The following is a 12,534-nucleotide window of genomic DNA, read 5'->3' as shown; positions in this document are numbered from 1 at the left end:
GAATCAAGCCTCCGCAGCGCATTCGCGCAGCGTTTCCTCGAGAATGTCCATCGCCTCGCCGAACACCTTGTCTTCGATGGTGATCGGGGCGAGGAACCGGATAACGTTGCCATAGACGCCGCAGGTCAGCAGGATCAGGCCCTTGGCGAGCGCCTTTTCACGAATTTTGTTGGTGAAATCGGCATTCGGGGTCTTGGAGCCCGGGATGTTGAATTCGACGGCGTTCATGAAGCCCAGGCCGCGGATATCGGCGATCTGCGGCACGGCTTCGATCAGTGACTGCAGGCGCTGCTTCAGGCGATTGCCGAGGGCAGTCGCGCGCTCATTGAGGCCTTCTTCCTCGATCACGTCGAGAACGGCGTTGCCGGCAGCAACGCCGATCGGATTGCCGCCATAGGTGCCGCCGAGGCCACCAGGGCCTGGTGCGTCCATGATTTCAGCGCGGCCGGTGACGGCTGCAATCGGGAAGCCACCGCCGAGGCCCTTGGCCATGGTAGTGATGTCGGCAACGACACCGTAGTGTTCCATGGCAAACAGCTTGCCGGTACGCGAAAAGCCGGTCTGCACTTCGTCGGCAATCAGCAGGATGCCATGCTTGTCGGCGATCTCGCGCAGCTTGGCCATGAAGGCGCGCGGCACTTCGTAGAAGCCGCCTTCGCCCTGCACCGGCTCGACGATGAACGCGGCGACGCGGTTCGGGTCGACATCGGCCTTGAACAGCTTGTCGAGCACGGCGAGCGAATCTTCCATGGTCTGGCCATGCAATTCAACCGGGAACGGCACGTGGAAGACGTCGGGCATCATCGCGCCGAAGCCGGTCTTGTAGGGAACGACCTTGCCGGTCAGCGTCATGCCCATGAAGGTACGGCCGTGGAAAGCGCCGGTAAAGGCGATGATCGCGGAACGGTTGGTGGCGGCACGCGCGATCTTGACGGCGTTCTCGACGGCTTCGGCACCGGTCGTCACGAAGATCGTCTTCTTCTTGAAGTTGCCCGGAACGGCGTTGTTCAGGCGTTCGGCAAGACGGACATAGTTTTCATAGGGCACCACCTGATGGCAGGTGTGCGTGAAGTGGTCCAGCTGGTCCTTGACGGCCGCGATGACCTTGGGGTGGCGATGACCGGTGTTGACGACGGCGATGCCGGCGGCAAAATCGATATAGCGACGGCCCTCGACATCCCAGATTTCGGCATTCAGTGCCTTGTCGGCATAGACCTGGGTGGTGACGCCAACGCCGCGCGAAATTGCGTCGGTGCGTCTGGTCGCTAGCTCAGTATTCTGCATGGAACTCCCCATCGTGTTTGTTTGGCAACGTGAGACCTCCCCGCCCCACTCGATCTGAGCGGTACGGATCGGTCGTTGAAAATATTTTTTGCATTTTTTCTGTAGAGTTGCAATATGGGCCAACCGCAAAATTATCGAGACTTTGGTGAAGCATGCATTCCGGCCATGACGCTGAGATGAAAGGTCCGATCAGATTCAAGATCGCAGAGGCAGCCCGGATGGCCGGCGTGTCGGCCTCGACGCTCCGGCTGTGGGAAAGCCAGGGTCTGATCGAGCCGGTCCGGACGGAGTCCGGCCAGCGACTCTACGAACAGAGTCATATCGAACAGCTCAAGGAAATCAGCTGGTTGCGGAATGGCAAGGGGTTGAACCCAGCGGCCATTCGCGAGGGCCTTGGCCGGGAACAGCCGCGCCGTGCGCAGACGAAGCCACGCGCAAAATCGCAGCCCAATTCCGATATTGGTCGCAAGCTTCGCTACCTGCGTCGTGAGGCCGGCAAGACGCTGGAGAAGGTTTCGCTTGAGACCGGCATTCCCGTCTCGATGCTCTCGACTTTTGAGCGCACCTCGCAAGGCTTGTCGTTCAAGGCGCTGCACGAACTCGTCGCCTCTTTCGGCACGACGCTCGCCGTGCTCAGCGGTCAGGAGGATCGGCATGCAGGCGAGTCGCTGATCCGCAACGGCGCATGGTCCAATTGGCCGGCGACCTCCTCGGGTGTGGCCGTGCAAATTCTCTCCGAGGGCAAGAACCAGATGGAGTGCCACCGCTTCGTGCTGGCGCCGGGTGCATCGAGCGAAGGCGCCTACCAGCATGAAGGCGAGGAGTTCCTCCATGTTTTGGCGGGCGCCATCGAGATTATCCTCGATGGCGATCAGTTCTTCGAGCTTGGTGTGGGGGATTCATTCTACTTCGAGAGCAAGCGGCCACATTCCTGGCGCAACAGCTTTGCCGGCGAGACGGTGCTGATCTGGATCAACACGCCACCGACGTTCTGATTTCGTAAAGATCGACTTTCGGCCGTTGTCCACGAGCGAGAGGGGATCTCCGGGATTCTGGAGCAGGTACCTAGCGTCGGCTTTTGGCTCTAGCTGACATCTTGCTTTGATCTTTATAGCCGTTTCTCCCATCGGTCGCATACTTGCAAAAGACACCATATACGATACTCTCGACTTTGGGGATCTATCGAGGGAAATCTATGACCACGGGTCAGGTTGTTGCGTTCATCTTGGTTTTGGGCGTGCCGTTGTGGGCTATCGTAGCCACGGCGCTTGCTTTCCATCAGCGGTCTGCACGCAGGCTAGGCGAAGTCCAACTCCAAGACCAATCTGCAAGGGCCAATGCCCTGGAAGAACGCTTTAAGCCGATTACCGACCAAGAGGCGGAGGTCAAACGGCTGCAGGAGGTTGTTAGCACCAAAGAAACTGAGATCGAGAAGCTGCGGGCATCATATGCTGAGAAGATGACGGTCTACAATCGCTTGGCAAAAGAGGTTGCTGTCTTTGATGAGAAGATCGCCTTCGCGGAAATGGGTTTGTACGAACCGCATTTCGACTACTCCGACAGTGAGCAGTACAAAAACGCCATCGCGAGCGTTCGAGATGCTCAAAAGCGCTTGATTACCAACAAAACAGCCGCGGTCTGCAAAACGGAATGGACTGTCAGTGGTAGTAAAGCCAAGGGGCAGACTTTCACCAATCGCAATGTAAAGCTCACTTTGCGCGCTTTCAACAACGAGTGTGACGCGGCGGTAGCGAACGTGCGATGGAACAATGCTAACGCGATGGAAAAGCGTATAGTCACCGCTCGGCAACAGATCGACAATCTCAACGCAACAAATGAAGTTATCATCACCGACAACTATCTGAAGTTGAAGCTCCAAGAGCTCTTCCTCACCCACGAATACCGGGAGAAGCTCAAAGCCGAGCGCGAGGAGCGGGCAGAAATGGCGCGCGCTGCGAGGGAGGAGCAAAAGTTCATTCGGGACATGGAGCGCGCTGAGGAGGAAGAAGACAAGTATAAACGGTTGCTGGAAAAGGCCAAGACCGAGGCCAGCCGTGCGGCAGGCACTCAGATGGAGGCTTACAACGAGAAGATCCGGATGCTGGAGCGAGACCTTGCCGATGCCCATGCAAAGGTTGAGCGCGCCCAGGCGATGGCTGAAAAAACTCGGTCCGGTTACGTCTACATCATTTCGAACGTGGGCTCTTTCGGTGAGGAGGTGGTCAAGATCGGTCTGACGCGGCGCCTCGATCCTGCTGATCGTGTTCGGGAGCTCGGAGACGCCAGCGTGCCGTTCATATTCGATACTCACACTATCATCTACAGTGATGACGCGCCGACGCTTGAGCGATCGTTGCACAACGAATTTGAAAAGACCCGCATCAACGCTCAGAACTATCGGAAGGAGTTCTTCCGCGCATCGATTGATGACGTCGAGGCCGCCGTCAAGCGCCTTGCGCCTGGCGCCCCATTCTTCAAGGATATCGAGGCCCAAGAATATCGCGAAACGCTGGCCCGGCGGAACGCCATGTTGGCGGCGATCGATGTGCCAGCGATCGATGTCCTGCCGGCTTCAATCTGATAGCTAGAAAAAACCGTTATCGCTACAGGTCCAGTCTAGAGCGCTGGCTGAATAGCGCTTTGTCGCTGACCAGTGCAGTAGCACACCATCAGACACGAAGTCCGCTGATGGGCAGAGCTGACCCTGACTAAATTCCACATAATGCCAACGGCATTTACGCAATGGATCCCATAGGCGCCCTTACGCCGCCTTCTTCAGCGGCGCTTCCAACATCTTCGCGCCGGACGCTGTGAGCACGCCGGCAGCACCTTCAAGCCAGCCATCCCTGAGCTCCAGCGCCAGGAAACGTTCGCGTGCGGAGGGGCCGGGCATGACCAGGGTGGCGGTCTTCTCGGTCGTGAAGCCGAAGCGCTCGTAGTAGGGTGCATCGCCGACCAGCAGGATGGCGCCATGGCCGTGCTTGCGAGCCTCGAGGATTGCCGCGCGCATCAGGGCGCCGCCGATGCCTTTGCCGGCATGGTCGGCGTCGACTGCAAGCGGGCCGAGCAGCAGTGCCGGCACGGCATTGCCTTCAGGCGTGATGCCGGCGTCAATATGCCAGAGACGCACCGTGCCGATCACGTGGCCGGATGTGTCGCGGGCGACCAGGGCCAGCCCTTCGGCTGGTACACGATTGCGGCGAAGCGCTTCCGAAGACTTTTTTCTGCGGCCCACGCCCATCGCGCGGTCGAGCAGGCACTCGCGTGCGACGACGTCGGAAGGGTTCTCCCGGTCGATCAGAAAGGCATCGTCATTTTTTGGCGCAAAGAATGCGCGCACAGAGTCAAGGAGAGCGGCCATGTCGGCCTCCCGTACCTAAATCCGTTCAAGCGGACCCATTGGGAATTGTGAGTTGGTTCTCCGGCTTGCGCCGGAAAATCCGTCAGATCACGTAAGCCTTGAGCGGCTCGAAGCCGTTGAAGGCGACGGCCGAGTAGGTCGTGGTGTAGGCGCCGGTGCCTTCGATCAGAACCTCGTCGCCGATCGTCAGCGAGACCGGCAGCGGATACATGTTCTTCTCGTAGAGCACATCGGCGGAATCGCAGGTCGGACCGGCCAGTACGCAGGGCTCCATCGCATCCGCGTCACGGGTGGTGCGGATCGGATAACGGATCGCCTCGTCCATGGTTTCGGCCAGGCCGCCGAACTTGCCGATGTCGAGGAACACCCAGCGATGGGCATCGTTGTCCGACTTCTTCGACACGAGCACGACTTCGGCCTTGATTGCGCCGGCATTGCCCACCATGCCGCGACCCGGCTCGATGATGGTTTCCGGAATGTGGTTGCCGAAGTGCTTCTTGAGCGCCGCGAAGATCGCGCGGCCATAGGCCTCGGAGGACGGAATGTCCTTGAGGTACTTGGTCGGGAAGCCGCCGCCCATATTGACCATCTTAAGCTCGATGCCCTGCTTGGCAAGCTGGGTAAAGACGCGCTTGGCATCGCCAAGTGCCGAATCCCAGGCGTCGAGCTTGGTCATCTGCGAGCCGACATGGAACGAGACGCCGTAGGAATCGAGGCCCAGCTGATGGGCATAGACCAGCACGTCGACGGCCATCTGCGGTACGCAGCCGAACTTGCGCGACAGCGGCCATTCGGCGCCTTCGCCATCGGTCAGGACGCGGCAGAACACGCGCGCACCGGGAGCCGAGCGGGCGATCTTTTCCACTTCCTCGTGGCAATCCACCGCAAACAGGTTGATGCCGAGCGCATGGGCGCGTGCCACGTCGCGCTCTTTCTTGATGGTGTTGCCATAGGAGATGCGGGATGCGGTCGCGCCGGCGGCAAGCGCCATTTCGATTTCAGCCACGGAGGCGCAATCGAAGTTGGAACCCATGACGGCGAGCAGCTTCAGGATCTCCGGAGCCGGGTTTGCCTTGACGGCATAATAGATCTGGCTTTCCGGCAGGGCGTGACGGAATGCCTTGTAATTGTCCTTGACGACGTCGAGATCGACGATGAGGCATGGGCCTTCCGGTCGTCGGGTGGCAAGAAAATCGCGAATGCGTGCGGTTGTCATGACAGATCGTCCTTCCAAATCCAGAGATAGATCCTGCGTTTGCGGAAACCGGACTCAACCGGAACGACCGCATCGACAGATGGCATTGCTCCGGAAATTCCGGAGGACAAAAACGAGTGACGAATTGCGCTCAGAAACCAGGCGGTGGAGACCCCGGTTCATTACGAAATGCCACATGGCTGTAGAACAAACGCCGCGAAACGGCATATGTTCAGATTGTCTGCCTTGGATTGGAGGGATGTCCCAACCGCACTTCCGGCAATGAAGGTGTGCCTCTTCAGTAACCCCGGCTGTTGGAAAGCCGGCAGACACCAGAAAGGCCCGCACCGTCGTTGCTTCAAGATGTCCTCGCATTTCCCGGAAGGCCGGGGTAGCGACTGGAGCGGTTAGGTCCAGGTACCGTACCGAATTCCTCACCAATTAGAGGGTCGGCGGACACCCACAGGCACGTGCGACTTTGGGCAAGAGCGGAGATAGGGATATTCGCCGTCATAATCAAGAATTTTCTTGCCCTCTATCGAAATTTTTTTCGCATGGTAAAACACTGACCCAACGCCATTTTTTGGCCAAAAACAAAACGGGGATTCATGGACACTCTGACGCGTATGCGAGCCTTCATCGATGTGGTGGATGCGGAGGGTTATTCCGCCGCCGCGCGCAAGCTCGGACGCTCCAAGGCGCTGCTCTCCAAATACGTCAAGGAACTCGAGGATGAGCTCGGTGCGCTGCTGCTCAATCGCACCACGCGGCAGTTTTCGCTCACCGAGGCCGGCCATACCTATTACCGGACCGCGTCGGAGATCCTGAAGGAAATCGACAACCTCGCCGATTTGGTGCGTGAAGGCGCCCAGGATCTCAAGGGCCGCATCAAGATCAGCGTTCCCCGGAGTTTCGTCGATGCCGATATCGGCCGCTCGCTGATCGATTTTTCCATCGAGCATCCGGAGATCACGCTGGAGATCATTGCCGAGGACCGCTTCGTCGACCTGATCGAAGAAGGCTTCGATGTCGCGATCCGCATCACCCGGCTCGAGGATTCCGGCATGATCGCCCGAAAGCTCTGCGATTTCGGCACGCATTGCTTCGTTTCGCCGGCGCTACTGGAGAAGTACGGCCCTATAACGAGCCCGCAGGATCTGGCGCTCATTCCCTGCATCGTCGATACCAACAGCCGTTACTACAACAATTGGCGTTTCGAAGCGCCGGGTGGAGGCTTCCAGTCGGTCTCTGTCCGCGGGCCGATTGAAGTCAACTCCCCGATTGCTTCTACCCGTGCGGCCATCGCCGGACTTGGGGTGGCGCTGATTCCGGATTTCGTCGCCAAGCCGAGGACTGAGTGTGGCGAACTGGTGGTGATCCTCGAGGAGTTCATGCCCAATGGCGGTGGCATCTATGCGATCTATCCGCACCGGCGCTATCTTCCAGCCAAGGTACGCCGGTTCGTCGATTTCCTGCATGCATGGTTCCGCAAGAACGTTTGAGCAGCGCGACGCGCTTGAATTTACGGCCGGGCCGGAATTTCGACTCATTCTTGCGCTTTCTGCCCGGCAAGATTGAGGATGCGATTTCCAAAATGAACAAGACACTTCTGCCGCTCCTGGCTTCGCTCGTTTTTGCGCCTGTCGTGGCAGCGGCCCATCCGCATGTCTTTGCCGATGCGCGGCTGGAGATCGTGGCGAACGACGACGCTCAGATCACCGAGTTGCACAACATCTGGCGCTTCGATGAAGTGTTTTCCTCCAGCGTGCTGATGGATTTCGACAAGAACGCCAACCTGAAGCTCGATCCGCCGGAGCTTGAGGAAATCGGCAAGACCGTCCTGACCTCCTTGGAAGAGTTCGGCTACTACACGACGCTGACCGACAATGGAAAGCCGGTGAAAGTCGCCAAGCCCGACAGGATCAATGTCGACTACAAGGATGGGCAGTTGTTGATGTTTTTTGCCATCAAGCCCGCCCAGCCGATGAATCTCAAGGGCAAGCTGACCTTCGGCATCTACGATCCGACGCTTTACGCCTCCATCGACTTTCCCAGCGACAAGGATGTGGTGCTGATGGGGGCGTTCGGCGCCTGCAAGAGCGCCATCGTTCGGCCCGATCCCGATGAGGTGATCGCCGAAAACAAGTCGTCGCTGACTGATGCCTTCTTCAACGATCCGACCGGCACCGATATGTCAAAACTATTCGCCACCCGTGCGGAGGTGACGTGCTGATGAGATCTTTCCCGCATCGATCCGGGCAATTCAGGTCCGTCATTGCGACGCTGTGCGCATTTGCCGCCACCGCAACGCTTGCCCATGCGTCCTCCCTCGGACTCGGCAATGTTGAGCCGGGGGCCGGTGCGCCCTCCGGCTTCGTCATGACCTACATGCCGTGGCTCGAGCCCGTGCTGCTGTTCATCAATGCCAGGCAACAGGAATTCTACCGGGCGCTGACGACGTCGCTGAAAGCCATGCGCACCGACGCCTGGCAACTGTGGTGGCTGGTCGGCATTTCCTTTCTCTACGGCATCTTTCATGCGGCAGGACCGGGTCACGGCAAGGCGGTGATTTCGTCTTACATGATCGCCAACGAAACCGAGTTGAAGCGCGGCGTGCTGATATCGTTCCTGTCGGCCTTCGTTCAGGGCGCTGTGGCAATTCTGGTGACCAGTGCCGGCTTCCTTATCCTGCGCGGCAGCACCATCACCATGACCGACGCCTCGCGCTGGCTGGAGATCGCCTCGTTTGGCCTGATCATGGTGTTCGGGCTCTATCTTCTGTCACGCAAGCTGAAGAGCATGCTCGTGCGCCCGGCCATGAGTTTTGCCACGCCGGCCCCCGAGCTGGCGGTCGCCATGGGCATGAATTTCCGCGAAGGCCACGATCATGCCCATTCGCATGGGCCCGGCTTGAACCATGCGCATGCAGCCGGTGAAGTCTGCGCGGTATGTGGTCATGCGCATGCGCCATCGCCCGAAATGGTCTCCGGCGATAGGTTTTCGCTTGCCGATGCCTGGGGGGCGATCATGGCGGTGGGCCTCCGCCCCTGTTCCGGTGCGATCTTCGTACTCACCTTCGCCTTTCTCAACGGGCTTTACCTCGGCGGCGTGCTCTCGGTGTTTGCCATGTCGGTCGGCACTGCGATCACGGTCTCGATCCTCGCAACCATCGCGGTGACGGCCAAGGATGCGGCGATCCGCTACGCGGGTTCCGGATCGCGGGCGCTGTGGATCGGCAATGCGATCGAGATCGCGGGCGCCATTGCCGTGATCCTCTTCGGCCTGACGTTCCTGATGGCCTCGCTGCAGGGCTGAAGCGCCGTCAAAAATTTGACGCCGGGCGCTGGTAATGGGCAGGGGTGCACATCACATCTGAATGGTCCCTCAACATTTGTCAGGATCAGCCATGTCGATTTCCCTGCATTCCGTCGCGACGCTTTCCATCCTTCCGCGCTTCAAAGGCCTCAAAGCTGCCCTCAACCAGGCAGAAGCTTTCTGTACCGAGAAGAAAATAGATCCGTCCGTGCTGCTCAACGCACGGCTGGCGCCCGACATGCGCAGCCTGATCAGCCAGGTACAGCTCTCCTCCGATCATGCAAAGGGTGCGTTCTATCGCACCGCTGGCCTGCCGCTGCCATCGCTCGCAGATACGGAGCAGAGCTTTGCCGACCTGCATGCCCGGATCGACAAGACCGTCGATCTTATCGGTGACGTTTCGGCCGCGCAGATGGAAGGCCGCGAGAACGCCGATATCGTGCTGAAATTCCCGCGGGGGGAGATGAACTTCACCGGCGAGGGCTATCTCATCGGTTTTGCCTTGCCGAACTTCTATTTCCACGTGACGACAGCCTACGCCATCCTGCGTCATAACGGCATGCCGCTCGGCAAGAGCATGTTCATGGGCCGGGAATAAAACTCACAACAGCCTTCTGATCTTTGCCCCCTCATCCGGCTGCCGCCACCTTCTCCCCGTAATGACGGGACGAAGGGATTTGTAGCACTGTCAGTGACCCCATCGTCCCCTCTCCCCGCCTGCGGGGAGAGGGTCAGGGTGAAGGGCAAACATCCTCCATCGATGCTGCGGGCAAATTGAGTCCCTTAGCAAACTATTTCTGATTTACGTACCTCAAAATCTCCTGTAAGACACCCCGCCAGGAGGAGAAATGCGGCCAACGGTTCACGATATCGCTGAGGCGGCGGGCGTCAGCCTTGCCACGGTCGACCGGGTGCTAAACCGCCGACCGGGGGTGAGGACGCAGACGCGCGCCAAGGTCGAGGACGCGATCGCCCGTATCGGCTTCATCAGGGATATGGCCGCGGCAAACCTCGCCAAGAGCCGCATCTATCCCCTCGTCTTCATCGTTCCACAGGGCGAAAACTCCTTCATGGCCGGTCTCCGATCCGAGGTCGAAGCGGCGGCAGGCCGCTCGATGCAGGAACGGATCGCTATCCGGCTCATAGATGTCCCGGCTTTCGATGCAGCAGCACTGGTGAAATGCCTTGAAAGCCTATTGGAAATTCCGCCGGCGGGGGTTGCGGTCGTTGCCGTCGATGCGCCTGAAGTCCACGCAGCCATCGAAAGGCTGCGGGAGACCGGCACAATCGTCGTTACCCTGGTCTCAGACCTGCCCGCGGCCTTGCGCGATCATTTTGCCGGCGTCGACAACGTTGCGGCGGGCCGCACGGCTGGCAGGCTCATGGGCCGGTTCCTGGCCGGGCGGCAAGGTAAGGTTGCCGTGATCGCCGGTTCGATGCTGGTGGGCGATCATCGGGACCGCCTTGAGGGGTTTCGCGAGCGCCTGCACGACATTGCGCCGTCCCTGCAAATCTTGCCCGTTATGGAAAGTCACGACGACCCGAATGCGGCGCACGCACTTGTTGCCGATACGCTCTCGGACCACCCCAATCTCGCCGGGATATACAATCTCGGTGCAGGCAATCGCGGCCTGGTAAAAGCGCTGGAGGCGCGGCGACACGCTGCCGGCGTGCCGGTCACCATCGTCCACGAGCTGACACCTTTTACGCGCGAGGCGCTGCAAACCGGACTGATCGATGCCGTGCTCAACCAGGATGCCGGCCATGAGGTCCGCAGCGCGATCCGCGTACTCAAGGCGAGGATCGATGGGCAGCCGGTGGTCGCTGCGCAGGAGCGCATCCGTATCGACATATTCTTGAAGGACAATCTGCCGTGAAAGGGCAGGGGGAGGATAGCTATGTATCTCGGACTTGATCTCGGCACTTCGGGCGTGAAAGCCATGCTGATGGATGGCAACCAGAAGATCATCGGCGCGGCACATGGCGCGCTCGATGTCTCGCGTCCACATTCCGGTTGGTCCGAGCAGGTTCCGGCCGACTGGATCCGTGCCACCGAGGAGGCCATTGCCGGGCTGCAGGCGGCCCATCCATCCGAACTCGCCGCCGTCAAGGGCATCGGCCTTTCGGGACAGATGCATGGCGCGACCTTGCTCGACAAGCACGATCAGGTGTTGCGTCCCTGCATTCTCTGGAATGACACTCGCTCCCATCGCGAGGCGGCGGCGCTTGATGCCGACCCCCGCTTCCGGGCAATCACCGGCAATATCGTCTTTCCCGGCTTTACGGCACCGAAACTCTCCTGGGTGAGAAACAACGAGCCGGAGATCTTCAAGCAGATCCGCTGGGTGCTGTTGCCCAAGGATTACCTGAGGCTATGGCTGTCCGGCGAGCACATGTCCGAAATGTCGGATTCAGCTGGAACGAGCTGGCTCGACACCGGCACGCGCAAATGGTCTTCGGGGCTGTTGGCTGCAACTGACCTTGAAGAAAAGCAGATGCCTGATCTCGTGGAAGGCACCGACAGCGCCGGCACGCTCAGCCACGAACTTGCAGCAAAATGGGGTATGGGGCGGGGTGTGGTCATCGCCGGCGGGGCAGGCGACAACGCCGCCTCGGCCTGCGGCATGGGCACCGTCAGCGAGGGGGCGGCGTTTGTTTCGCTTGGCACTTCGGGCGTGCTGTTTGCCGCCAATTCCAGCTACTTGCCCAATCCTGAAAGCGCGGTGCATGCCTTCTGCCACGCGCTCCCCAACACCTGGCATCAGATGGGTGTGATCCTCAGCGCCACCGATGCGCTCAACTGGTATTCCGGCATCACCGGCAAATACGCCGCCGACCTGACGCAAGAATTGGGGGATGGCCTGAGGGCGCCTGGTCCGGTGAGTTTCCTTCCCTATCTTTCGGGCGAGCGCACGCCGCACAATGATGCTGCCATTCGCGGGGTCTTTGCCGGGCTGGGTCACGAAAGCGAACGCGCCGTGCTGACCCAGGCAGTGCTCGAAGGCGTGTCTTTCGCTTTCCGCGACAATTTCGAGGCGCTGAAGAGTGCCGGCACGAGCATTTCCCGCGTCACGGCGATCGGCGGCGGTTCGCGTTCGCTTTACTGGCTGAAATCGATCGCCACGGCCCTCGGTGTGCCGGTCGATATCCCGGCGGACGGCGATTTCGGTGCGGCCTTCGGTGCGGCGCGTCTGGGCCTGATTGCGGAAAGCGGGGCCGATCCGGTTGCCGTCTGCACGCCGCCGGAAACATCCCGAACCATCGAACCCGACTTGGCGCTGACCGCGGAATACGAAGCCGCCTATCAGCGCTACCGCAGCCTCTATCCCGCCATCGCAGCCCTGGTTGCCTGACCCGACAAACACCCTTTCAAGGAGGA

11 protein-coding genes are annotated in these 12,534 nt (G+C 59.8%); 8 read left to right on the top strand and 3 right to left on the bottom strand.

From position 1 onward, the window contains the following. Window positions 1-3: 3 nt before the first annotated feature. Window positions 4-1,284 carry a 4-aminobutyrate--2-oxoglutarate transaminase gene (locus JJB09_RS06875; RefSeq protein ID WP_201655110.1) on the bottom strand — a complete coding sequence of 427 codons (1,281 nt, stop codon included), beginning with the start codon at window positions 1,282-1,284 and terminating at the stop codon, window positions 4-6. Between the two features lie 176 nt (window positions 1,285-1,460). Here JJB09_RS06875 and JJB09_RS06870 point away from each other — a divergent pair, with 176 nt between their 5' ends. Together JJB09_RS06870 and JJB09_RS06865 are read left to right on the top strand one after the other, a co-directional pair. Continuing rightward, on the top strand, window positions 1,461-2,279 hold the full coding sequence (locus JJB09_RS06870; RefSeq protein ID WP_201655107.1) for a MerR family transcriptional regulator: 819 nt from the start codon (window positions 1,461-1,463) through the stop codon (window positions 2,277-2,279). A gap of 200 nt (window positions 2,280-2,479) precedes the next feature. Beyond that, window positions 2,480-3,865: an SNIPE associated domain-containing protein gene (locus JJB09_RS06865; protein ID WP_201655104.1), complete on the top strand. Its 1,386-nt coding sequence runs from the start codon at window positions 2,480-2,482 to the stop codon at window positions 3,863-3,865. A 180-nt stretch (window positions 3,866-4,045) separates the two neighbouring features. Here the strand turns inward: JJB09_RS06865 and JJB09_RS06860 are convergent, their stop codons facing one another. Together JJB09_RS06860 and odc2 are read right to left on the bottom strand one after the other, a co-directional pair. Continuing rightward, window positions 4,046-4,645, bottom strand: a complete 600-nt coding sequence (locus JJB09_RS06860) for a GNAT family N-acetyltransferase (RefSeq protein WP_201655101.1) — start codon at window positions 4,643-4,645, stop codon at window positions 4,046-4,048. Between the two features lie 82 nt (window positions 4,646-4,727). Further along, the gene (odc2, locus tag JJB09_RS06855) at window positions 4,728-5,861 is read right to left on the bottom strand and encodes an ornithine/lysine decarboxylase (RefSeq protein WP_201655098.1); all 1,134 of its coding nucleotides are present in this window, start codon (window positions 5,859-5,861) and stop codon (window positions 4,728-4,730) included. Window positions 5,862-6,448: 587 nt separating this feature from the next. Between odc2 and JJB09_RS06850 the strand changes: the two genes are divergently transcribed. The 6 genes from JJB09_RS06850 to xylB all read left to right on the top strand — a co-directional run bounded on the left by JJB09_RS06850 (window position 6,449) and on the right by xylB (window position 12,508). After that, window positions 6,449-7,342 (top strand): LysR family transcriptional regulator, encoded by an 894-nt coding sequence (locus tag JJB09_RS06850; RefSeq protein ID WP_201655095.1) that lies wholly within the window; start codon window positions 6,449-6,451, stop codon window positions 7,340-7,342. 92 nt (window positions 7,343-7,434) lie between these two features. Next, the gene (locus JJB09_RS06845; RefSeq protein ID WP_201655092.1) at window positions 7,435-8,073 is read left to right on the top strand and encodes a DUF1007 family protein; all 639 of its coding nucleotides are present in this window, start codon (window positions 7,435-7,437) and stop codon (window positions 8,071-8,073) included. Beyond that, window positions 8,073-9,155: a nickel/cobalt transporter gene (locus JJB09_RS06840; RefSeq protein ID WP_201655089.1), complete on the top strand. Its 1,083-nt coding sequence runs from the start codon at window positions 8,073-8,075 to the stop codon at window positions 9,153-9,155. The genes JJB09_RS06845 and JJB09_RS06840 overlap by 1 nt, the downstream gene beginning before the upstream one ends. 91 nt (window positions 9,156-9,246) lie before the next feature. Beyond that, complete coding sequence (locus JJB09_RS06835) at window positions 9,247-9,753, top strand: DUF1993 domain-containing protein (protein ID WP_201655086.1); 507 nt, start codon at window positions 9,247-9,249, stop codon at window positions 9,751-9,753. A 250-nt stretch (window positions 9,754-10,003) separates the two neighbouring features. Then, the gene (locus JJB09_RS06830) at window positions 10,004-11,032 is read left to right on the top strand and encodes a LacI family DNA-binding transcriptional regulator (protein ID WP_201655083.1); all 1,029 of its coding nucleotides are present in this window, start codon (window positions 10,004-10,006) and stop codon (window positions 11,030-11,032) included. 21 nt (window positions 11,033-11,053) lie between these two features. Continuing rightward, window positions 11,054-12,508: a xylulokinase gene (gene xylB / locus JJB09_RS06825; protein ID WP_201655080.1), complete on the top strand. Its 1,455-nt coding sequence runs from the start codon at window positions 11,054-11,056 to the stop codon at window positions 12,506-12,508. Window positions 12,509-12,534 lie beyond the last annotated feature (26 nt).

Source organism: Phytoamicus setariae (genome assembly GCF_016722925.1).
Classification (GTDB): Bacteria; Pseudomonadota; Alphaproteobacteria; order Rhizobiales; family Rhizobiaceae; genus Rhizobium_E; species Rhizobium_E setariae.
Note: the sequence above shows the minus strand (reverse complement) of the source record. Positions and strands in the feature narration are given on the sequence as shown.

Coding starts and splice junctions, on each gene's coding strand:
- JJB09_RS06875 (WP_201655110.1), bottom strand. CDS start 1,284: ATGCAGAATACTGAGCTAGCGACCAGACGCACCGACGCAATTTCGCGC.
- JJB09_RS06870 (WP_201655107.1), top strand. CDS start 1,461: ATGAAAGGTCCGATCAGATTCAAGATCGCAGAGGCAGCCCGGATGGCC.
- JJB09_RS06865 (WP_201655104.1), top strand. CDS start 2,480: ATGACCACGGGTCAGGTTGTTGCGTTCATCTTGGTTTTGGGCGTGCCG.
- JJB09_RS06860 (WP_201655101.1), bottom strand. CDS start 4,645: ATGGCCGCTCTCCTTGACTCTGTGCGCGCATTCTTTGCGCCAAAAAAT.
- odc2 (WP_201655098.1), bottom strand. CDS start 5,861: ATGACAACCGCACGCATTCGCGATTTTCTTGCCACCCGACGACCGGAA.
- JJB09_RS06850 (WP_201655095.1), top strand. CDS start 6,449: ATGGACACTCTGACGCGTATGCGAGCCTTCATCGATGTGGTGGATGCG.
- JJB09_RS06845 (WP_201655092.1), top strand. CDS start 7,435: ATGAACAAGACACTTCTGCCGCTCCTGGCTTCGCTCGTTTTTGCGCCT.
- JJB09_RS06840 (WP_201655089.1), top strand. CDS start 8,073: ATGAGATCTTTCCCGCATCGATCCGGGCAATTCAGGTCCGTCATTGCG.
- JJB09_RS06835 (WP_201655086.1), top strand. CDS start 9,247: ATGTCGATTTCCCTGCATTCCGTCGCGACGCTTTCCATCCTTCCGCGC.
- JJB09_RS06830 (WP_201655083.1), top strand. CDS start 10,004: ATGCGGCCAACGGTTCACGATATCGCTGAGGCGGCGGGCGTCAGCCTT.
- xylB (WP_201655080.1), top strand. CDS start 11,054: ATGTATCTCGGACTTGATCTCGGCACTTCGGGCGTGAAAGCCATGCTG.